This window comes from Myxococcales bacterium (assembly GCA_016706225.1).
Classification (GTDB): Bacteria; Myxococcota_A; Polyangia; order Polyangiales; family Polyangiaceae; genus JADJKB01.
Genome location: JADJKB010000022.1, coordinates 518595 through 539969 on the forward strand (window position 1 = coordinate 518595; position 21375 = coordinate 539969).

Here is a 21375-nt window from a genome sequence, read left to right on the forward strand (position 1 = left end):
GATGAAGCCCAGACTCTTCGGCCTCGGCGCGAGCGCCGTCTTGCTCGCCGGCGCGACCTGGGTCGCGTGCGGGAGCGAGACGAGCGGCGAGACGAGCTCTGGGGGCGCCGACGCAGGGGGCGGCACTGCCGGCACCGGCGGTCCATCGTGGGGTGGGGGCGGTGCAGCTGCGGGCGGCGGGGGCAGCGGCGCGAGCGGAGGCTCGGCGGGCGATGGCGGCATCGATTGGGGCGCGGATCCAAAATGGGAGCCAACCGGACAGATGGCTGCGGGATGCACGATTGAGCAGCTCAAGAATGCTGATGAGGTGAAGGCATTCGTTTGGAAGCCGTGTGCATGGGCGGCCAACTGCGAAGAAGCGACGTTCAATCCAAAGCTCGTCGGTGCCGACCCGGGTTTCTCTGCCAACGTCCACGACGATGGCATGATCACTCGGATCGCGCTCGCCTTCACATTTTCCAAGATCGTCACGGTGGTCTCCGACTCGAAGGGATCCGTGCTCACCGCACTGAGAGGTGCGGAGGGACCCGAAAAATGCGTCTTTGCAGCCGCCTCGCTGTGGGGCAATCGCTTCGCGGTGGTGGTGACGCAACTTGGACTGAGCTCTTACGGGGGCATCCTGGGCGAGTCGGGTGCTGCATCTGAGTCCGTTTTCACTCTCGTGAGTCCGCCGCCTGGAAGCCCCCAGCGATACCCCCTCGCCGAAAAGCGCTGGCTCTGGTGGTGGGCGCCCGCATCGCGATTCAGCACGGTGTCTGCAGTGGATGGCTCGGACTTCACGATCTTCGCCAAGGAAGGGAGCGGTCAGACGGCGCTGCTCTCAGGCCCCACCTCCGCGGGCTCGATCTTCTTGTTCGACGAGTTCGTGCTTCTCGATGGCGGGGACGCCCAGCGCCGCGTTTCGTGGTCCGACGGGAAACTCCCTCCTGCTGCCTACCTGACACCTCCGGTGCCCGCTGACGACCTCGGCTTCGCAGCCTTCGCAGATACGCACGTCGGCGTGATGCGCGGGATAAACCGAAAGGACATCAACAAGTACGACACGGTCGAGGTATGGGCCAGCCCATTCAGTGCCGACCCCGCGCAGCTGAAGCCCGAGCTGGTCGCGAAGCTGGGGTTCACCTCGACACCCGAGCTCGCGGGAGGCCACGGCGTCCTGGCGGCGCTGACTTCGATCGAGGCCAATGGCGAATACGGCTTCACGGCTTGGAACGTCATGAGCAAGCAAACGCGGGGGCTCAAACTGCCGGCTGAGCGTGTCTACAAGACCCACCTTGGCATTTCTCGCGAGCATGTCTACCTCGACGCCGCCAAGCCAAACGCCGGCCCCTCGGCGTATCTGGTGCGCTATCCTGTGCCATGAGCGCCGCACCCGTCGTGCGGCGCCCCCGCTGCGGGCAGCTGGAGCATGGCTACCTGCACCTTGTGTGTCGTGACTGCGGGTACTCCGAGCTCGTGGCCAGCTGCAAGAAGCGCGGGCCGCTCGCTGCGCTGGCGAGCAAAACGCCATCCCGTAGTGTTCGAAAACCCAGCCCACGAAATCGCCGCCGATTTTGGGGCAATGAGGCTCCCTCTGCAGCAGCCGCTCGGCCCATCTAGATTCGCTGGATGAGAGCTCTCGTGATGCATCTTTGGGTCCTCAGCGTTGCCGGCTGGATCCAGCGCGGCCAGCAACAGGTCATCGAGTACTTGGTCGAGGAGAACCGAGTGCTTCGCGAGCAATTGAAAGGACGTCGCCTTCGCCTGACGGACGGCCAGCGTCGGAGGCTGGCCGCTCGAGCGGGGATTCTGGGTCGCAGAGCCCTGCTGGGACTGGCCTGCATCGTCACCCCGGACACGCTTCTTCGCTGGTACCGCAACCTGATCGCGAGGAAGTACGACGGGAGTCATCGCCGTCGCCCGGGTCGACCGATGAAACGACCCGCGCTTGCGAGCCTGGTCGTCCGAATGGCCAACGAAAATCCGACCTGGGGCTACACGCGGATTCGGGGAGCGCTGCAAAACCTGGGACACGAGCTCGGGCGAAGCACCATCAAGCAAATCCTCGCCGACCATGGCATCGAGCCAGCTCTGGAACGCGGCAAGCGAACGTCCTGGAAAACCCTCCTCGAAGCCCACTGGGGCGCTGGCAGCGACGGACTTCTTCACGGTCGAGGTGCTCACCACGCACGGGCTCGTCCGATACGCCGTGCTGTTCGTCATCGATCTCGAGACCCGCCGGGTCCACGTCGCCGGGATCATTCACGAGGCGTACGGCGCCTGGATGGCCCAGGTGGCGCGGAACCTGACCGACCCTGCCGTCGGGTTTCTGAGAGATACGCTCTACCTCATTCACGACCGGGACCCGCTGTTCACGCAGGAGTTCACCGAGATCCTTGCAGCTGCCGGCGTGAAGACCGTGAAGCTGCCGGCCAGGAGCCCGAACTTGAACGCGTACGCGGAGGCGGTTCGTTCGATCAATCAGGCACGAGTGCCTGCGGCGCGTCATCCCGCTTGGCGAGCAACACCTGCGACAGATCGTCTCCGAGTACGTAGAGCACTACCATCTAGAGAGAAATCACCAGGGCCTCGGCAACGCGCTGATCGAAGCGCCGCCCGCAAACTCGAACGGCGCGGGAACGATTCGATGTCGGGAGCGGCTCGGCGGAACGCTCCGCTACTACCATCGGAGTGCGGCTTGATTTTGTGGCGGACGAGTTTTCGGACAGTACGCGGGGTCGGCGCTGGTGCGGGGATAGCTAGAACACGCAGCGCGGATGCCGTCCTCGAGCAAGGAACTGGCGGCAACGTCGCACCCGACGGTTCCTGACTTCGGGACAACGACAGATGCAGACGCCGTCGCGCGATTGCCAGCGTCGTCCTCGACTTCGAGGTGAATGGTGTAGGTGCGCCCGTCCGCGGGACCATCCCGCTCAGAGCGGAGGCCCCGTTTGCGCCAAACGAGGCGCTGCCCGGGGTGCCTTCGTCACTCGTGACTCCCGTCACGCAGACGGTGGGGGTGGGGTCGCAATCGTCGATCACAGAAACCTGAAGCTCTTGTCCGATCGAGTACGCGACGAGCTTGTGGTTTGGCGGCCAGAGACAGCGCCGGAGGCGTGATAGGCGCTGCGGTCCGCGCTTGTCGCGCATCTGCTCCTAGCCGCCGACACCGCACCGCCGCGCGCGAGCACGGCACCTGGCGCGCCTTCGACTTCCGTCACTTCTGCAAGAAAGAGCACAAGATGGCGACGGCCATTCCCAAGCGATCACCACTGAAGCCGATCTGTAGAATTCCTCGGGCCCATCCGCTCCGCTAAGTCTCAAAGTTGCCGCGCGATCGCTTTGCTCGAGCTAGACTAGCCGCTGAGGCTGACTCGTGGTCTGGGGCGGCGCTTGTCCGCGATGTTGGGGGCGAGTAGACTCCGGTTTCAGCTCGCGGAGGTATCGGTGCAGACGCAGCACGCACCACGCATCGCCACGTTTCTGATTCTGGCTGCGGTGCTCGGGTGCACCGATGCGCGCCCGCCGGAGCGCGCCGCGGTCGTGACGGGTGCCCAGCAGGCGCTCGCGGGGGCTACCACAACCGATATGAGCTCGACGAACACCGAGCGTAGCGCCGTCGGTGCGTTCCGGTCCCAAGGCTTCACCGCCTTCTGCTCCGGCACGCTGGTGGCACGCAACAAGGTCCTGACCGCAGCCCACTGCGTTTGCGGGGTCAACGTAGATCCGTTCACCGAGTTCTACTTTCCGCCAGGGCAAGGTGGCGGCTTCGTCACCGCGCTGGCGGGCGTCGAGCTGCACCCGGGGTGGTCGTGTAGCGATGACTCGCCTAACTCCATCGACCTGGCCATCGTCACGCTGGTGCAGAACGTGCCCGTCTCGGTCGTGGAGCACATCCCGAAAGTCTACCTCGGTCCGCTGAAGGTAGCGGTCGACACGGGCAAGCTCACATCGACTGGCAGGGTCGTCGGCTGGGGCCAGGTGACTGGACCCGGGACCGAAGGCACGCGCCGATACGGCCCAGTCAATGTGCACCTTGCACCGGGCTGGGGCGGGATTCCGCTCTGGGTCTCGCCGCTCGGCGACGACCTCGCCGAGGTCCGACTCGGCGACTCAGGCGGTGCCTTGTACGTACTCGACTCCGCAGGTGACTGGCTCCTGGTGGGTGTGACCGAGGGTCACACCCAACCGCCAGGAGGGCAGAAGTGGGCTGCGGCTGGCGACGTTGGCACGAAGCCCAGTAACCACCAGTTCGTGCTCGACGCGGTTGGTGATGCGGACGAGGACGGGCTTCCGACGCTGTTCGACAACTGCCCATTCGTAGCAAATGCGGACCAGACGGACGAGGACCACGACGGTGTTGGCGACGTTTGCGACAACTGTTCCGCAGCGGTGTGCGCGGCGCTGCCTGCGGGAACGCCGAACGCTCACTGCAACAACCCCGTGCAGAAGGACAGCGACGGCGACGGGCAGGGCGACACTTGCGATCTCTGTCCGAGCCAAGGGCCGTCGGTCGGCGACGCTGACCACGACGGCGTGGGTGACGCTTGCGATTTCTGCCCGATTCCGAGCCAGAACCCGACCTGTACATCGGACGCCCACTGCTCCGTTGTGAACGCCGGCTACTGCATCCTAGGAGACGGCGCGTCGGTCCCGGCTCGCTGCAGCGAGCCAGCCGACGACGACGGTGACGAGATCGCCAACGCCTGCGACAGCTGCGACTTCAAGAACACTTCGAGCGTCAACTCGAACGATTTTTCGGAGAAGCGCGAGAAGGGCGGCGTGCCGTCGCTGGTCTCGCGGGCCGACGATTGCGACGCGACGCCTGTCGTACGCCTTCCGCCCCAGAAGCCCGAGCTGATGAGCGTCGCGCTCGATACCACCGACGGCGTGGGCCCGGACAACGTGGTGACCATCCACGGCGAACGCTGGCTCGGAAGGAACGAGAACGGATCGAGCCCGTCTCCCGTCAACGAGCGGGTGCTCTACCGGCAGTGCACGTGCATCACCGGGGCGGGCGTTGAACTGGACCTCGACGAATGCGTGGCTGAGAACGGCATCTGCCCCTGGGCGACCCCAGAGGTGCCGAGCGCAGCATGGCGCACGCCGACCATCACCAGCACGACGGGGTTCCCGCTGCCTGCGGCCGAGACGCCGCTAGCTCTGCCGTTTACGGTCGGCGCTGCGCCACTGCTCGACGTGGTCTGGCAGTGGCGGTCCGACCTGAGTACTGGCAAGGTGCTCGGGGACGCATCGCCCTGCACGCTCGATCCCCTCTCGTGCCGCACGCACGGCGCGTTCTTGACGACGACGCTCGGGGCCGTGGCCAGCGCGCGAGACGCGAGCGCCGACCTGCGCGACGTGTTCCAGCTCGTCAAGACTCCTGCCGTCACCATCAAGCCGCACATCCCGATACTCATTCCCAACTGCGGGAAGGCCGACTGCCTGCACTGGCTCAATCCGAAGCTGTATCTTGACGACCCGGCGCTGTTCGAGTTCACCGATGGCATCATCGCACCTGGCGTCCTCGGTGCGAGCCCCGCGTCGCCGGCCGGATTGGTCGTCAGCCCGACGACCGCGTTTGATTTGTCGTCGGACGTGTCCGCCGGCGTTGCAGCGCTGATTGGAGACGCCGGTCAGTGGTGGCTGTCGCCAGTCGAGCCACCGGGGCGCATCCGTGCGGCAACGGCGCGCCGTGGGGTGCAGGCCGTGGGCTTCCCCATCGACTACTCACCAACGGCCGAGATTTCTCCCGTCCTCACCACCACGAGCGGGCTCACCGGCGGGTCGAGGGTCGGGCCAGCGCCGCTGGCGGTCGCGGCGTCGGAGGCTTTCGCGCCGCGCGCGCGTTCCGGGCACCTCGCGCTCTACTCGGGGCTGGAAGATGCCGTGTACATGATTGGGGGGCGCGCCGCGGACGGTGATCCGACCGGTACTATCTGGCGTTACGTCGTCGGCGCGCGGTCGTGGCAAATCGTCGCGCCTCACGCCGCCCACCAGCCGGCGCAGCAGATGCTCGCGGCGGCCTACGACCAGGCGGCGAGCCTGCTCTACGTTCTTGATGTGGACACCGAAGCGGCCAAAACGCCGCGCGCTCGGATGGTCCGCTACGACGTGCGGGACGGGTCGTCGGCGGAGCTGGCGAGCTGGCCGTACTCGGGGATGCATGACCGACTCTGGCTCGTCGCGCAAGCAGACGGGTCGCTCGTGCTCGTCGCGCGTCTTCCCAAGGCGTACACTGCGTGGCGGTTGCAGCCGAAGGCGAACGGTCTCGCGTTCCAAGGAGTGCACGCAGCCCCGGGACGGGTTCTAGGCCAGCCCGTTTTGGGTGACGATGGTCCGATCTTGGCCGTCGAGTGGAAGGGCAAGATCGTCTACCAAGCGCTGGCCTCGGCCCAATTCAACGGTCACTCGCCGTGCTCCCTGTGACGACGGCTCGCGGTCTCGCGCTGCTCTCCGCCGCGGGGCTGATGCTCGCTGGCGCGTTCGGCGCTTGCGGGGACGGCGGTCCTGCTCCGAGCAGCGGCGGGACGGGCAGCGGCGGCGGCGACGCGGCGGACGTCCTGATCTGGGGAGGCTCGGGAGGCTACAAGGGAGGGAGTGGCGGCGCCGGTGGTGCTCTCGACGGCGGCGGGGCAGCGGGCGCGGGCGGCGATCCCGCGCTGCCGCCGGAGCACGCATGGCTCGCGGATCCGGAGATCTGGAAGGCCGTGCCTGGGACGGAATTCACGCATCCTTACTGCAGGGTTTTCGAAGCCGCGGGTGACAAGCTCGCGTTTCCGCCGCTGGTTTGGGAAGGCTGCGGCGACGGCTGCGCGGTGGCGGACTTGATCCAAGGTTACGGCACCGGGGCCTGGTACGGGGTCGCCAGCACGCATCGCGCAAGCGGCCTGACACTGGCGCTGCTGACCATCGAGCACGTCGTCAACGGCACCGGTGTGTACGCGGTCCGACGCATGCTTGGGCTGGGCGATGGGCTTTCGAGGGCCGCCGTCCAGCAGCGTTTGAGCGACGTCAAGAAGGCCTCGTGTGTGTTCGGGAACGGCAGAGAGAGCGCGCGAGCGAACGTCTTCGTCGGGGGAAGTCCCGCCCGATCGGTGCCGGTCACCGCACCGGTCTCCGGTGGGGCCTGGGTCTGGGCGCTGCCTGCGCGACTGAAGAGCGAACTGCCGGCTGGGTTGGTCGAGTGGGACATCGACGCTTTGGGTGGCGCGGTCTTCGATACGGGCAAAGGCGGCGTCTGGGCGCTGCTGGACGTGTCGAAGAATGACTCGACGACGCTCGAAGCACCCTCGGCGTCACGCTTCGGTTCCGGCCAAGGCGACCTTGGAGCCTGGACCGACTTCCCGACCAGCACCACGGAGCGCCTGCGCGGCTGGGCGCCCGACGGCAAGGGCGTGCGCACGCTGATCGATCCTTTGCCCTTCGAGACGTGCAACATCGCGATGACCGACACCACCATCGTCGGGCACGCCATGGCCGGCAACGGCGGATGCGACAGCATCACCGGCGCTCCGAAGAGCTGGTTCTGGACCGCGCCGCGCGTCTATGCTGAAGCCGGGGTGAAGCCGGCCGAAGGCCCGTTGTTCCCAGGCTATCCCTTCGGGCGTACTGGTAGCTTCATCCGCGCGTGGGGCGACCACGCCGCAGTGCAGCTTGGAGAACACCCGAGCGCTGGCGTCACCTCGAACGTTTCCGTATTCGTAATGCAACTTTCGACCCAGAAGCTCTGGCGTGTGGATGCCCGCCCTGGCTACGCTCTCCACCCAGACGGCTGGACGCTCAGCGAAAACCACCTGTATGTCACCGAGAACGAGGCCACCAACGCCGATCCTTCGATTGCGAAGCGCGTCGTGCGCCTCGACCTCGCGAAGCTCGACGTGCTCGCAAAGCCGCTGAATTGATGCGGGTCACGCCGACTCAGGAGGTCGCCGAACTGCCTCGCAATTCGCGGTCAACCCGCAGCTCAAGCTGAGCGCGTAGCTCGAACAATTGGGGTCGGCGATGCCTTCTGCAGGATTCGAGCGCCCCGGCGCGGGTCCGTGGCGGTCGTCTTGCGCCGGAGTTGGGGCTTGCGAGAAGCGGAGCGCGCCGTGAGTCGAGCGGTGGGGTGGGCAGAGTGGCCATTGGACCCTGCCACGCAGGGTAGCAGACACACGTTCGCGCCGCGGGGCACCTCGCCCACCTCGCCGTCTACGTGTCGAACATCTCCACTTGTCCGCGCACCGCGCCCCGAAGCTCACCGGGCCCGCGACGGAGCACTCGGCTCTTGAAGAACGGAGGCCCTCTGGCCGGCGACAACGGCGGCGGCTCAGTGGGCTCGCCGATGTGCCGCAAGATCCGCTCGATGCCGACCGCCGAGATGACGAGCGCGCGGAGCTTCATGGGCGCGCCGCACCTGGAGCATTCTTCGACATCGATCTGGAACGTCCTCCTCAGGAGCCGAGCCCACGGCCAATAGCGAGAGCGATGCGTGGCCGGACGCTTCGGCTGCGGCTTGTCATGGGCGTGCGCGCCCGCCGTGGCGTCGTCGTCGGGCGCGGGCGGAACGACGAGCGGCCGCAACTTGTGAGCAGCCGCAAGAACCCCCGCGTACCGCAAGTGTGGAACTTCGGCGGCGGCACCGCTGCGGCCAGGCGACACAGCAGCGACAGTGGATCGAGATCGATGGCGACGGTGCCGTCCCCGTAGTGTTCGAAAACCCAGCCCACGAAATCGCCGCCGATTTTGGGGCAATGAGGCTCCCTCTGCAGCAGCCGCTCGGCCCATCTAGATTCGCTGGATGAGAGCTCTCGTGATGCATCTTTGGGTCCTCAGCGTTGCCGGCTGGATCCAGCGCGGCCAGCAACAGGTCATCGAGTACTTGGTCGAGGAGAACCGAGTGCTTCGCGAGCAATTGAAAGGACGTCGCCTTCGCCTGACGGACGGCCAGCGTCGGAGGCTGGCCGCTCGAGCAGGGATTCTGGGTCGCAGAGCCCTGCTGGGACTGGCCTGCATCGTCACCCCGGACACGCTTCTTCGCTGGTACCGCAACCTGATCGCGAGGAAGTACGACGGGAGTCATCGCCGTCGCCCGGATCGACCGATGAAACGACCCGCGCTTGCGAGCCTGGTCGTCCGAATGGCCAACGAAAATCCGACCCGGGGCTGGGGACAAAGGGACAGAGCGAAACACAAAACCGCCGACCAGGCACGGGGGCGCGCCGGGGGCGGGGCGGGGGGGCCCCGGGAAAACCCCCGAGCCCCCGGGGGGGCGGGGGGGGCGGGGGGCAATTAGGGGTGAGGTGCTAAACGGCTAACGCCGTGCTGTTCGTCACGCTGGGGGGGCATTGAAGGATTATGAACCGCCGGGTTTCAAGCGGACAGGTTATCGGCAGTCCACCTTCGCGACGGTCAGGTTCTCCGAGTTGTTGGACGGCTCGCAGTCCATCGCAACCGGTACGTCGATGACGATCAAAGCCTTGCCGGCTTTCGACTCCAGCATCAAAGGGAGCGACGCACCACCGGAGGGCAGTGGCGGATTGATGGCCACCGGGATCATCTTAGTTCCCCCGACGGACAGGGCAACTGTTGCACCCACGGGACTGCTCTCGGTACCGCGATTGCCGATGACGACGTAGATCAGCTCAGGGACGCCGCAGCGTTGGCAACGAATGGTCTTGGCGATGAAGAGATCCGACTTCCCTTGGCAACTTGGGTCTACGGCGATGCTTGGAGGCGCACCGAGCGCTTCCTTGCAGCCGCACGGTTCGGGTTGCTGCGTGCAGTCCTCAGGGTCGTCCTTCCCATCGCAGTCTGAATCGAGGGTGTCGAACCACTGCTCCGGCGCTCCAGGAAACACGACCGGGTCGGCATCATCACAGTCGCCGGGGAACGTCACGAACTTCACCGGAAGGGATTTCCCGACACAAACCATACCCTTGGCCGAGCCGTAGCCATCCTGGTCCTCATCCGGGTAGCCCAATTGAAACGCCTGGGGATCGCTGTCGTCGCAGTCCCCGTTGATGCTGGCGAAACCCGGCGGTCCCCCATCGACGCATACCTGGACCTCAATGGCAGCTCCCGTCCCGACTCCATCGTGGTCGTCATCGGCGTACAACTGGGCCGGCTTGCAAGCTGGAGCATCAACCTCTATTGCCGAGGCATCACCAAGGCCGTTCGGGTCGCTCTTCGGCTCCTCAGACTTGCAGGCATGAGCGGCCCACAACGTCGCGGTGGCGACTCCCAGGCCCGCACCCATGCGCAGTTGGCGACGGGCACGCGATGCTATGGGTTTGGCAGATTGCATGCGGGGTCGTCGTCCGACACGAAGGTGGTTGCCGACAGCGCCGAGCAGCCCGTTCCGGTCAGTGATGCTGGAACGACAGCGGTGACGCTGGCCGATGTCTTGTTTCCTGTTGCATCGGTTGCCTCGAACTCAACGGTGTAGTTGCGAGCCCCTTGCCCGGCTCGCTCGGCCCTGAGGCAGAAGGCATCCGGCCCGAACGTGTAGTCCGCGTTCGTTGCGCCGCCGCCGGTGCTGCCCGAAGTCTCACTGCTTTGCACAGACGCCACGACGACGCTGGGTGTGGGGTCGCAGGTATCTACGAGAACAACCGATACATTGCTTCCGAGCCTGAACGGGACGTACTTGTGGTTTGGGGGCCAGAGGCATTGGGGGCTGAGCGTGATGTCTGCGATGCTGGGACCAGTCGTATCCTGCACGAGCACGGACACGGGGATTGTTGCCCCTGAGTTCGTTCCATCGACGACCGTGAGAAAGACTGTGTGTTGGCCAATCGGAAAGATCCCCGATGCATTCGCGGTATCCGCCCCGCTCAGCACTACGTCAGCGGACTCCCATCGGAAGTACAAGGTGTCGCCATCCGGATCGTAGGAAGCAGAGCCGTCGAGCGTGACCACAGCTCCTTGTGGTGACGAGCATTCTGCTACGACGCTTGCGGCCTGGGGTACAGCCGGCTGACCGCCGCCGGTCACCTGCGAGACCTGAACACCACCTACAAAGGACGTGAATCTCACCGGGGCGGTTGTGGCCGCATCGACAGGCACCCGAAGCCAGAAGGGAATGCCGAGTGACGGCGGGATCTCGACAGGCTCAGCGTGAGCATGTTTGGGCGCAAACGTGGCAATCAGAGTTCCAACTGCGTCACGCACCTCAACTGTTGTTGCCCCGCCCTGCGATGGCTCGCCCGCCCCGATCCGTCCATCGGCGACATCGAAGTAGGACAAGGCGACCTTGCCCGAGCCATCGACGTGACCATTGGCCTCAAGTCGGCGTTTAGCACCCTGGAAGACGTCCACGCACTTCGGGCCTTGCAGCGTGTAGTTCCTGAGGCAGAGGGCGCACCAGGCCCGGTGGCTCCCTTCTCCGGTCTGAGGGTCTTTCGCAAGATCCCAGCCGGGAGCGCTGGCGTTCGACATGATGCAACGGCTCCCATCGCCGAAGAAACCTGGATACGGGCCGTCGAGACCGCTTGGCTGTCCCTGTGGGTTCGCGAGAACCGCTTGGTTCTCGGCGTTCAACTTCCACGACCAGCCCGAGGCGTTGCTTGACTGGTTCCCCAGGCAGCGATGCCCGTCTAGCCAAGTGCAGGCATGCGGATAGACGCAGCAGGTTGCCGGATCACAACCCAACTGAGTCGTGACCGGATTCGGAGTCCCCGCCTGCGACTCGTATTCCTCGCCCAGACCGATAATGTGACCGAACTCGTGACTGAAGACGACGTACTCACCGGGATAGCCGGGAGCGGTTCCGCCCGACGTCAGACTCACCAACCCATCACCGGACGTCAACCCCGCAATGCAACCGTCGGGTGGTGGTGTATTCGTGACAAAATTGACGACATCGTAGTTGCGGAGGTCAACTCCAGCGTCGCGGGTTGCCTGCACCAGATCGTCCAACGTCGTGGCGGTTGGGCAGCCGATCAGGGGGAGTGGCGCGTTGTCCGCCCAGAACTTCCTGCCGCGAGTGATCTCGCGCCCACACCCGGTGATCAGGCTCTTCTGTTCGAAGAAGTCCAACCAGCGAGTCGTCGCGGCGTTCAGCGCCGCTGGGTCGGTGCCTTGCCAGCAATACGGGACGAACAGGAATCGTTGGACGCATGACCCGAGGTCTTCATCGACGAGGCCATCGCCGTCATCATCGATCCCGTTGCAGAACTCATCTCCGACGCCCAGTCCGTCGCAGTTGTCATCGACGCCGTTGGCCTCTTCTGGTTCGCTCCCGCTGATCAGAGGCACGCACGTGTCGAACGGCCCAAAGCCGAAGAAGTCGGAGCAGTCGTGACCGGGGCAGTTGTTCTCTAGGTTCGTGGTGATGTAGCCCTGCTCGCAGCATGCGTCTGGGTTTCCCGGCCTCGCGCTGCACGGCAAGATCAACATTTCGCAGCAGCCGTCCCCAGAGATCGGATGCTTTGCCACGCCTTCAGAGCAGGGCTGACCGAAGGTGGCCCATGCCGCCGGACTCCAGGTGATCGCAACCAGCACCAACCAAACGCGAGGCCCCAGCGACGAGAGCATTTCGTGACCCTCCCAGCAGCGCGAGTATCGCACAGCCCACGACACGATCGACACCGGCAGGTTACGTCGGACCGTGCTGAGCCACACAATCGGCCACCTCCGGCTACATCACCCAACCGCGTAGTGTTCGAAAACCCAGCCCACGAAATCGCCGCCGATTTTGGGGCAATGAGGCTCCCTCTGCAGCAGCCGCTCGGCCCATCTAGATTCGCTGGATGAGAGCTCTCGTGATGCATCTTTGGGTCCTCAGCGTTGCCGGCTGGATCCAGCGCGGCCAGCAACAGGTCATCGAGTACTTGGTCGAGGAGAACCGAGTGCTTCGCGAGCAATTGAAAGGACGTCGCCTTCGCCTGACGGACGGCCAGCGTCGGAGGCTGGCCGCTCGAGCGGGATTCTGGGTCGCAGAGCCCTGCTGGGACTGGCCTGCATCGTCACCCCGGACACGCTTCTTCGCTGGTACCGCAACCTGATCGCGAGGAAGTACGACGGGAGTCATCGCCGTCGCCCGGGTCGACCGATGAAACGACCCGCGCTTGCGAGCCTGGTCGTCCGAATGGCCAACGAAAATCCGACCTGGGGCTACACGCGGATTCGGGGAGCGCTGCAAAACCTGGGACACGAGCTCGGGCGAAGCACCATCAAGCAAATCCTCGCCGACCATGGCATCGAGCCAGCTCCGGAGCGCGGCAAGCGAACGTCCTGGAAAACCCTCCTCGAAGCCCACTGGGGCGCGCTGGCAGCGACGGACTTCTTCACGGTCGAGGTGCTCACCACGCACGGGCTCGTCCGATACGCCGTGCTGTTCGTCATCGATCTCGAGACCCGCCGGGTCCACGTCGCCGGGATCATTCACGAGGCGTACGGCGCCTGGATGGCCCAGGTGGCGCGGAACCTGACCGACCCTGCCGTCGGGTTTCTGAGAGATACGCTCTACCTCATTCACGACCGGGACCCGCTGTTCACGCAGGAGTTCACCGAGATCCTTGCAGCTGCCGGCGTGAAGACCGTGAAGCTGCCGGCCAGGAGCCCGAACTTGAACGCGTACGCGGAGCGGTTCGTTCGATCAATCAGGCACGAGTGCCTGCGGCGCGTCATCCCGCTTGGCGAGCAACACCTGCGACAGATCGTCTCCGAGTACGTAGAGCACTACCATCTAGAGAGAAATCACCAGGGCCTCGGCAACGCGCTGATCGAAGCGCCGCCCGCAAACTCGAACGGCGCGGGAACGATTCGATGTCGGGAGCGGCTCGGCGGAACGCTCCGCTACTACCATCGGAGTGCGGCTTGATTTTGTGGCGGACGAGTTTTCGGACAGTACAGGGTCAAGCGAACCCCGCCGTCCGCCCGCCTCACCTCTCGAGCAATTCTTCGAGCGCGTAGAGCGTCTTCTGCGGGAACTGCGCGAGGGGGTAGAAGCTCTCGAGGATCGCCACCGCGGCGGCGTGGGTCTCGACATTCAAGTACCGGAGCAAGTAGCGGATGTCGGCCTCGTCGTGGAACTCGGCGCCCAGCCGCATGGCCAGGCACTTCATCGCGAGCAGATACTCCGGTGTGGCAGTGGACACGCTGAGGTTCGGCAGCGTGAGAAACGGGGCGAAGCTCGCATTCGAGCTGAGGAAGCCTTTGGCCGCGTCGTTGAGCCAGTCCGCAGGCAACCCGCGCTCGAGCCCGACCCGCGCTGCCGCCTCCCGGACCTCCCGGGTGGGAGCAAAGAGCGCGTCGACGTCGCGTGTGGCTTCTCGCGCGCCGAACACCAGGCACATCACTGCGCCGCCGATCACGTAAATCTCGCCTCGCACCCCGCGTGCCCCGAGCTGCTCGTCGAGGGCCACGAACAACGCCTTGATCTGCGCGGCCGATAGCGCGCAATCGCTCAACGGCGGCCTCCTATGGAGGTGTCGACGAACAGGTTGCGTCGCCGGAATGCAGGAGGCGAGCTCGCGAGCAGATGAAGGCGCAGACTCTGGAGCTCCGTCGCGAACCAGGGCGTCGAGACGGGCGGCGTTCGAAGCACCCATTCGGGTACACGGGCACGTTTCAACGACGCGGCGTGTTCGATCATTGCCGCCACGAGCGCGTCGTAGGGGTTCGAAAGCCCCACTCGCGGCGGGTCTGCCAGCACGCGGGTCAGCTCGTCGGCGTCGAGCTTCGCCAGGAAGTCGTGCAGAGCGGCCAGGTCGTGCGAGCGCCGCGTCCCGGCGGCCAGCCCACGCATGAGCCGTTCGAAGACTTCCCGTTCGGGGGGGAACGCCAAGGCGAGCACCCACTCCGACACGCTCAGGCCACACGCCCGCGCCTTTTGGCGCAAAGCGGCCTTTTGCCGTGAAGAGACGCGGATCTGGAGCTGGCTAGACTTGGTCTCCACGGCCTTCAGCTTGCGGCGGAGTCGCCACACTGTCAATACACCCGTACTTACAGGCGCGCCTAGCCCGCGAAAATCTCTTCGACCCGCATCTCGGGAGGCCCCTGTTTCTGCGCGAAAAGCCCCGCGGCGGTGGGGCTGCCCCCCGTCGGCCCTCGTCGGCGCTTGCGCGTCCCGGTGGCGTGGTCGCGCGAGCTACGACGAAAAGCACGTGTCTATCGAGCAATAATAGCCCGGCTTGCAGTCCGCACTGTCCTTGCAGCCAACGCACTTGTGGTTGTTACAGGTCATCGCGGAGGTTCCACCCGACACGAAACAATCGGACGAGGTCTTACACCCGAGCTTGCAGCTCCAGATGTGGCAATACCGATCAGCCGGGCAAGTGTCCGCGTTGCCCGACAGGCATTCGACACAGCCGGCTGCGCCGGCGCAGAACGGCTTTCCTGGCACGTGGCTACAGCCGGTCACTTCGCAGCCACCTCCATCCGCGTCCGTTCCTCCGTCGGCCCCGCCCGTCAGGGCGCTTCCGTCCAAGCCTCCTCCACCGTCTGCGACGGTGCTACCGCCGGAGCCTCCCGTGCCGCCTGCGACGGTGCTACCGCCGGAGCCTCCCGAGCTCGCCCCGCTGTCATTTCCCGTTCGGTCGCCAGTAACTGACGAACCGCCGCAGCCCGTTGCCCAAGCGAGCAGCAAGTTCGCGGCAATCAGCGCGAATCGGGATACCGCAGTCATGGGGACTTCACTCCGGCCAAAGCTGATTTGATGCCGGCGAGCTCCTTCTTGAGCTGCCGGTTCTGCTCAGCGAGCTCCTTCACCGCGTTCACGAGCATGAATGTGAGCGGGGCCGTATCCACGGTCTTCACATTGGAGTTCGAGTCCTGCGGATCGATGAGGGCGGATGCCTTTCCAACCATGTACGGAGCCCCTGTTTCCACTTCTTGGGCAATCAAACCGACGTGCTTCTTCCCGTCCTTAGGCGAGTCGCCGACGCCGTTGTACTCGAACCACACGGGGTGTATCTGCTCCAACTTGGCGAGCCCGTCGGTGAAGTCCGTGACATTCTGCTTCATTCGCACATCGGAAATGACGTTCCATGAAGACGATCCATACTTGTACGCGTGATTGTCGCCGTCGAAGTAGTACATCCACGACCCTGAGCTGCCCCCGAGCCACATACCCCACTCTTGTAGTGTCTTGTACGCGCTATGAACCTTGACGCCAACGAATTGGCGCTGGGTGCCATCCGAGTCCGCGTACCAGATGCCCGATGAATACGACGACAGACTACGTATTGTGGGTCGCTCGTCGATGAACACGTCGCTGTCCAAAGTAATCGAATCGTCGATGTTGATACTTGCGCCAGTCGTGTGCCCGACAGTGAAGACGTCGGTAGTATGATCATAGCTGACACCTCCGCTGGTCCCGACGCGGAGGTTTCCGGTCCCAGAGCCCAAGTCGATGACAACGTTGTCCGCGTGAGTGATGGTGGCCCATGCGACAGAGGCGATCAGCGCGATCGCGGCCAGCACGCTAGTCGCGACCCAATATCTTCTTCCTTTCGCGTTCACTTCACGCAGAGTTGCTCTGTCTCGCGCTTTACGCACGGCCGGCCTCCGTTCGGTAACGAGGGTCTTGTAAATGTGACGCGCCAAAGTTCGACGAGCGCCATGGAGCCCCGCAGTCACTCAGCCCCCCTCCCGTTGCCGACCTGTGGATGGACTGGTTGCGTGAGTGCCTGCTCGATGGCGTGGCGCGATGGTCAGTTTGCGGCGTCGCGACGGTCGGCGAGCTGGCGCAAGAAATGAGCGGCGAGATCGCTGACCTCGCGACGCAGTTCGATGCGGTTTCCCTCGCCAGTTCGGTCTGCACTGCCAGAACTCCCCAGCTGGTCGTCAAGCGAGTGTACGCCCTCGGTAGAACTCGTTCAACTCGGGTCATCACCGCGAACTCGGGGTCGAGCAACTCGGGAGCGACGCCGTCTGTCGCATGGGAGCGCTTTCGCAGAGAGTCCGGTCGAGCCGACTGGAGACGATCACCCGGCGGCGCTTGGGTGCGCTACCGCTCGGGAAACCCGGACCGCGTGAGGCGGCAGGCTACGGCAGTTGCCTGACACCTGTCGTCGCGCGGCGAGCGCGAGCTCGTAGTGTTCGAAAACCCAGCCCACGAAATCGCCGCCGATTTTGGGGCAATGAGGCTCCCTCTGCAGCAGCCGCTCGGCCCATCTAGATTCGCTGGATGAGAGCTCTCGTGATGCATCTTTGGGTCCTCAGCGTTGCCGGCTGGATCCAGCGCGGCCAGCAACAGGTCATCGAGTACTTGGTCGAGGAGAACCGAGTGCTTCGCGAGCAATTGAAAGGACGTCGCCTTCGCCTGACGGACGGCCAGCGTCGGAGGCTGGCCGCTCGAGCGGGGATTCTGGGTCGCAGAGCCCTGCTGGGACTGGCCTGCATCGTCACCCCGGACACGCTTCTTCGCTGGTACCGCAACCTGATCGCGAGGAAGTACGACGGGAGTCATCGCCGTCGCCCGGGTCGACCGATGAAACGACCCGCGCTTGCGAGCCTGGTCGTCCGAATGGCCGACGAAAAATCCGACCTGGGGCTACACGCGGATTCGGGGAGCGCTGCAAAACCTGGGACACGAGCTCGGGCGAAGCACCATCAAGCAAATCCTCGCCGACCATGGCATCGAGCCAGCTCCGGAACGCGGCAAGCGAACGTCCTGGAAAACCCTCCTCGAAGCCCACTGGGGCGCGCTGGCAGCGACGGACTTCTTCACGGTCGAGGTGCTCACCACGCACGGGCTCGTCCGATACGCCGTGCTGTTCGTCATCGATCTCGAGACCCGCCGGGTCCACGTCGCCGGGATCATTCACGAGGCGTACGGCGCCTGGATGGCCCAGGTGGCGCGGAACCTGACCGACCCTGCCGTCGGGTTTCTGAGAGATACGCTCTACCTCATTCACGACCGGGACCCGCTGTTCACGCAGGAGTTCACCGAGATCCTTGCAGCTGCCGGCGTGAAGACCGTGAAGCTGCCGGCCAGGAGCCCGAACTTGAAAGCGTACGCGGAGCGGTTCGTTCGATCAATCAGGCACGAGTGCCTGCGGCGCGTCATCCCGCTTTGCGAGCAACACCTGCGACAGATCGTCTCCGAGTACGTAGAGCACTACCATCTAGAGAGAAATCACCAGGGCCTCGGCAACGCGCTGCCCGGAAGCGCCGCCCGCAAACTCGAACGGCGCGGGAACGATTCGATGTCGGGAGCGGCTCGGCGGAACGCTCCGCTACTACCATCGGAGTGCGGCTTGATTTTGTGGCGGACGAGTTTTCGGACAGTACGGGCACCGTGATGAAAACGACACTCGGGAGCGGCGCCCCGGTGACGCTCGCCTCCGGCCAGACCACTCCTTGGTACATCGTCGTCGACGCCACCAGCGTCTACTGGACCACTTACACGTGGCCCGGGAGCGTGATGAAGGTCGACCTGGGTGGCGGGACGCCGGTGACGCTCGCCTCGGGACAGAATTTTCCCATTGGTGTCGCCGTGGACGCCACGAGCCTTTATTGGGTGGGCGGGGACAGCACCCCAGGCGTCGTGATGAAGCTAACACCGAAGTAATGTGTAGTTCCGTCGTGGTGCCGCCGTTCCGCGCCTGCACTGACAACGCCGCCATGATCGCCTACGCCTGGCTCACGCGCCTCGCGCGCGGCGAGGACGACACGGACACGCTGACCACGAGCGCGGGACGACCAGGCGCGTCAAGCGCGGGCTCTCGCACCGAGGAGTGAGACCGGGTACGCTGTGTCTCGCGTGGACCCGACCCGGCTGCCCCCCACTTCGCCTGCGCTCCTCGACCCCGGAGCCAAGCCGTACTTCGTGTGGTGGACGGAGTGCTCGGTGGCCGCCTTCAGTGCCCACCTGCAGGATCCCGAGCCTGAGACCCGCGCGTATTGGCTGGGCGCGCTCCTGCGCGAAGCCAATACCCGGGACGCTTGGCTGTTCGTCACACCGAGCGAGATCCGCGCCCTCTGGCCCCACCTGGTCCGACACCTTGGCCGGAGCCGAGCCATGTGGGCATGGCTGCTCGGGCTGGAAGAGCCCCGCTGGCCGCCGGCGGGAGCGCGCGGTGAATAAGCAGTTCGACCGCAGGGTCCTCGACGACGCGAGCCTCGAGTTCGTTCGAGCCTGTCAGCGCCGCGTGCCGTGCCACCTCGGCGGTGGCGCGGCGCTCGCAGGGGCGTTCCTGAGCCACCGTGTCTCGCGGGACATCGATCTCTTCTGCCACGACGCCCGGGAGCACCGTGAGCTGGCGCGTGAGCTCGGCACGGTCGCCGAGCAATGCGGGGCCAGCTTGAGCGTGCAGCGCGACGGAGGCGCGTTCCTCCGCGCAGAGCTGACGCTCGCGACGCGAGTCTTGGTGGTCGACTTGGTGCACGAGCCGCAGGCTGACCTCGAGCCGCCACCGCCCGCGATCGAGTCCATCGTCGTCGAGTCCCTCGCGGACCTCCGTGCCTCGAAGCTCACATGCATCCTCTCACGGGCAGAGCCCCGCGACCTGGTCGACCTATGCTTCCTCGAGCGCGCGGGGTTCCCCCCCGAGAACGACCTGCACCTTGCGCTGAAGAAGGACGCGGGCATCGACCCTGGCATCCTCGCCTGGCTCCTCAGGCAGTTCCCGGTGAGCCCGCTTCCTACCATGCTCAGCCCGCTGAGCAGCGACGACCTCCGCGCTTACCGAGACGCTCTCGCGGAGCGTATGCGCAAGCTGGCCGTGCCCAGCGAAGGCTGAGGGAGCACACCGCCGCCCTCTGCTTCGCCCCCGCGCTGCCCGCGGCTCGGAAGCTCACGACGCCGTCATCGAAGCGAACGCCCACAAGCCCGGAACGAGCCGTGCGCTCAGATGGCGAGAGCGCACCCAGCGTGGAGCGACGCGTCCCCTCCACCCGCGCGCGCGCGAGCATCGGAACGGACGTGAGTGGTCTTGGCGAGACGCCACCGCTCGCGCGCGCCGGGTAAGGAGGGGACCGGCGCCGCGAAGCGGCGACGAGGGGAGGCAGCACCACTGCAGACGGCCCTCGACGACGTCTGGAAGCCACGCTTCCGCGTGCTCGGTGCGGACATCGGCCTCGGGCTCTTGGTCTCGAGCGCGCTGTTCGCGCTGGGTCACTTCGCGACGGAGGTGCACCCGAACCGGTTGGCGGTGTTCTTCCCGGCGTTGGTGTTTGGTTGGTTGCGCGCGCGCACCAAGGGGGTTGGCGCGGGGATTGTGTTTCACGCGTTGTGTAACTTGTTCGCGGCGTATCTGGCGCGGAGTTATGGGTTGGGGCATTGATGCGGCACTCGACCGGCGTCTCAGTCACCCGGCCCGAGAAAGCGCGCTTTCCGTCACTGACCCCAACCAGGCGTCATGACGCAGCTCCACTGCAGGGACGGGTGATCGAGATCGACGTCGACGAGCCATGTCTTGACGGACTTGCTGTCGAACCACCCTCCGTAGACGTGACGACCGTGGACGGACTTGAACGACAACAGTCCCGGAGTGTCACCTTGAAGCTGACATCGCTTGCCTGTCGCTGTAGTCCGCGTGCTTGACGGCGATGCCGACGCCCCGGAGCCGTGGATCGTCACCGAGTTCATGCCACTCGGGTCACTCCAGCAGCACCTCGTGATGACGATGGGCGATGCTTTGAGATCGCTCAGGCTCGCACGGGATGTCGCTACTGGGCTTCGGGTTCTCCACGGGGAGAACCTCGTCCATCGAGATGTGAAGCCGGCGAACATCTTTCTCCGTGACCTGGGTCACGCGGTGGTAGTGTTCGAAAACCCAGCCCACGAAATCGCCGCCGATTTTGGGGCAATGAGGCTCTCTCTGCAGCAGCCGCTCGGCCCATCTAGATTCGCTGGATGAGAGCTCTCGTGATGCATCTTTGGGTCCTCAGCGTTGCCGGCTGGATCCAGCGCGGCCAGCAACAGGTCATCGAGTACTTGGTCGAGGAGATCCTTGCAGCTGCCGGCGTGAAGACCGTGAAGCTGCCGGCCAGGAGCCCGAACTTGAACGCGTACGCGGAGCGGTTCGTTCGATCAATCAGGCACGAGTGCCTGCGGCGCGTCATCCCGCTTGGCGAGCAACACCTGCGACAGACCGTCTCCGAGTACGTAGAGCACTACCATCTAGAGAGAAATCACCAGGGCCTCGGCAACGCGCTGATCGAAGCGCCGCCCGCAAACTCGAACGGCGCGGGAACGATTCGATGTCGGGAGCGGCTCGGCGGAACGCTCCGCTACTACCATCGGAGTGCGGCTTGAGACAGTACGGGCGCGGAAGTATGGGCGCGCGGGAAGAAGGTGAAAAGCGAATGGTTTCGCGGTGTGCAACTGCACCACGCTGGCTCTAGAATGTTCGGCGCCGCAGCGGCGATGTGGTCTTCAGCTCGGCGCTCGAGGTGCAGACCTTCTTCGCCCTCGGCCGCTACCCGGGCGGTGACGGGCCGCCGTTCAGCGGTTACTGCTTA

Annotated in this window: 18 protein-coding genes and 2 pseudogenes; 12 read left to right on the forward strand and 8 right to left on the reverse strand. The window is 65.2% G+C overall.

The annotated features are described in order from the left end of the window. Window position 1: 1 nt before the first annotated feature. From IPI67_33325 to IPI67_33335, 3 genes are all read left to right on the forward strand, one after another. Window positions 2-1363 (forward strand): hypothetical protein, encoded by a 1362-nt coding sequence (locus IPI67_33325; protein MBK7585059.1) that lies wholly within the window; start codon window positions 2-4, stop codon window positions 1361-1363. A 2063-nt stretch (window positions 1364-3426) separates the two neighbouring features. Then, the gene (locus IPI67_33330) at window positions 3427-6408 is read left to right on the forward strand and encodes a trypsin-like serine protease (protein MBK7585060.1); all 2982 of its coding nucleotides are present in this window, start codon (window positions 3427-3429) and stop codon (window positions 6406-6408) included. Beyond that, window positions 6396-7883 (forward strand): hypothetical protein, encoded by a 1488-nt coding sequence (locus IPI67_33335; protein MBK7585061.1) that lies wholly within the window; start codon window positions 6396-6398, stop codon window positions 7881-7883. The genes IPI67_33330 and IPI67_33335 overlap by 13 nt, the downstream gene beginning before the upstream one ends. A gap of 289 nt (window positions 7884-8172) precedes the next feature. Here the strand turns inward: IPI67_33335 and IPI67_33340 are convergent, their stop codons facing one another. The 3 genes from IPI67_33340 to IPI67_33350 form a co-directional block, all read right to left on the reverse strand. Next, window positions 8173-8364, reverse strand: coding sequence for a hypothetical protein (locus IPI67_33340; GenBank protein ID MBK7585062.1), 192 nt, complete (start codon window positions 8362-8364; stop codon window positions 8173-8175). A 982-nt stretch (window positions 8365-9346) separates the two neighbouring features. After that, window positions 9347-10219 carry a putative metal-binding motif-containing protein gene (locus IPI67_33345; GenBank protein MBK7585063.1) on the reverse strand — a complete coding sequence of 291 codons (873 nt, stop codon included), beginning with the start codon at window positions 10217-10219 and terminating at the stop codon, window positions 9347-9349. 26 nt (window positions 10220-10245) lie between these two features. After that, entirely contained in the window at window positions 10246-12498 is a 2253-nt protein-coding gene (locus IPI67_33350) for a hypothetical protein (protein MBK7585064.1), read from the reverse strand. A gap of 230 nt (window positions 12499-12728) precedes the next feature. Here IPI67_33350 and IPI67_33355 point away from each other — a divergent pair. Next, window positions 12729-13786, forward strand: a pseudogene (locus IPI67_33355) (transposase). A gap of 61 nt (window positions 13787-13847) precedes the next feature. On the opposite strand, the gene IPI67_33360 reads toward IPI67_33355, so the two are convergent. The 4 genes from IPI67_33360 to IPI67_33375 form a co-directional block, all read right to left on the reverse strand. After that, on the reverse strand, window positions 13848-14375 hold the full coding sequence (locus IPI67_33360; protein MBK7585065.1) for a hypothetical protein: 528 nt from the start codon (window positions 14373-14375) through the stop codon (window positions 13848-13850). Next, window positions 14372-14893, reverse strand: a complete 522-nt coding sequence (locus IPI67_33365; GenBank protein MBK7585066.1) for a hypothetical protein — start codon at window positions 14891-14893, stop codon at window positions 14372-14374. Before IPI67_33365 ends, IPI67_33360 begins: the two co-directional genes overlap by 4 nt. Before the next feature lie 162 nt (window positions 14894-15055). Then, complete coding sequence (locus tag IPI67_33370; protein MBK7585067.1) at window positions 15056-15592, reverse strand: hypothetical protein; 537 nt, start codon at window positions 15590-15592, stop codon at window positions 15056-15058. Further along, on the reverse strand, window positions 15589-16428 hold the full coding sequence (locus IPI67_33375; GenBank protein ID MBK7585068.1) for a tail fiber domain-containing protein: 840 nt from the start codon (window positions 16426-16428) through the stop codon (window positions 15589-15591). Before IPI67_33375 ends, IPI67_33370 begins: the two co-directional genes overlap by 4 nt. A gap of 682 nt (window positions 16429-17110) precedes the next feature. Between IPI67_33375 and IPI67_33380 the strand changes: the two are divergent. From IPI67_33380 to IPI67_33405, 6 genes and pseudogenes are all read left to right on the forward strand, one after another. Then, window positions 17111-18171: pseudogene (locus IPI67_33380) on the forward strand (DDE-type integrase/transposase/recombinase). A gap of 40 nt (window positions 18172-18211) precedes the next feature. Then, a complete protein-coding gene (locus IPI67_33385; protein ID MBK7585069.1) occupies window positions 18212-18481 on the forward strand; it encodes a hypothetical protein in 270 nt (89 codons plus the stop codon). Continuing rightward, window positions 18481-18651: a hypothetical protein gene (locus tag IPI67_33390; protein ID MBK7585070.1), complete on the forward strand. Its 171-nt coding sequence runs from the start codon at window positions 18481-18483 to the stop codon at window positions 18649-18651. Before IPI67_33385 ends, IPI67_33390 begins: the two co-directional genes overlap by 1 nt. Before the next feature lie 22 nt (window positions 18652-18673). Further along, window positions 18674-18997, forward strand: a complete 324-nt coding sequence (locus IPI67_33395) for a hypothetical protein (protein ID MBK7585071.1) — start codon at window positions 18674-18676, stop codon at window positions 18995-18997. After that, entirely contained in the window at window positions 18990-19652 is a 663-nt protein-coding gene (locus tag IPI67_33400; protein ID MBK7585072.1) for a nucleotidyl transferase AbiEii/AbiGii toxin family protein, read from the forward strand. Before IPI67_33395 ends, IPI67_33400 begins: the two co-directional genes overlap by 8 nt. A 192-nt stretch (window positions 19653-19844) precedes the next feature. Then, window positions 19845-20195, forward strand: coding sequence for a CPBP family intramembrane metalloprotease (locus IPI67_33405; protein MBK7585073.1), 351 nt, complete (start codon window positions 19845-19847; stop codon window positions 20193-20195). A gap of 53 nt (window positions 20196-20248) precedes the next feature. Here the strand turns inward: IPI67_33405 and IPI67_33410 are convergent, their stop codons facing one another. Further along, on the reverse strand, window positions 20249-20392 hold the full coding sequence (locus tag IPI67_33410) for a hypothetical protein (GenBank protein MBK7585074.1): 144 nt from the start codon (window positions 20390-20392) through the stop codon (window positions 20249-20251). Window positions 20393-20426: 34 nt separating this feature from the next. On the opposite strand from IPI67_33410, the gene IPI67_33415 reads away from it, so the two are divergent. Together IPI67_33415 and IPI67_33420 are read left to right on the forward strand one after the other, a co-directional pair. After that, window positions 20427-20771: a protein kinase family protein gene (locus IPI67_33415; GenBank protein MBK7585075.1), complete on the forward strand. Its 345-nt coding sequence runs from the start codon at window positions 20427-20429 to the stop codon at window positions 20769-20771. Window positions 20772-20782: 11 nt separating this feature from the next. After that, on the forward strand, window positions 20783-21169 hold the full coding sequence (locus IPI67_33420; protein ID MBK7585076.1) for a transposase: 387 nt from the start codon (window positions 20783-20785) through the stop codon (window positions 21167-21169). Window positions 21170-21375 lie beyond the last annotated feature (206 nt).

Coding starts and splice junctions, on each gene's coding strand:
- IPI67_33325 (MBK7585059.1), top strand. CDS start 2: ATGAAGCCCAGACTCTTCGGCCTCGGCGCGAGCGCCGTCTTGCTCGCC.
- IPI67_33390 (MBK7585070.1), top strand. CDS start 18,481: ATGTGTAGTTCCGTCGTGGTGCCGCCGTTCCGCGCCTGCACTGACAAC.
- IPI67_33420 (MBK7585076.1), top strand. CDS start 20,783: ATGCATCTTTGGGTCCTCAGCGTTGCCGGCTGGATCCAGCGCGGCCAG.
- IPI67_33340 (MBK7585062.1), bottom strand. CDS start 8,364: ATGAAGCTCCGCGCGCTCGTCATCTCGGCGGTCGGCATCGAGCGGATC.
- IPI67_33370 (MBK7585067.1), bottom strand. CDS start 15,592: ATGACTGCGGTATCCCGATTCGCGCTGATTGCCGCGAACTTGCTGCTC.
- IPI67_33350 (MBK7585064.1), bottom strand. CDS start 12,498: ATGCTCTCGTCGCTGGGGCCTCGCGTTTGGTTGGTGCTGGTTGCGATC.
- IPI67_33385 (MBK7585069.1), top strand. CDS start 18,212: ATGAAAACGACACTCGGGAGCGGCGCCCCGGTGACGCTCGCCTCCGGC.
- IPI67_33345 (MBK7585063.1), bottom strand. CDS start 10,219: ATGGGTGCGGGCCTGGGAGTCGCCACCGCGACGTTGTGGGCCGCTCAT.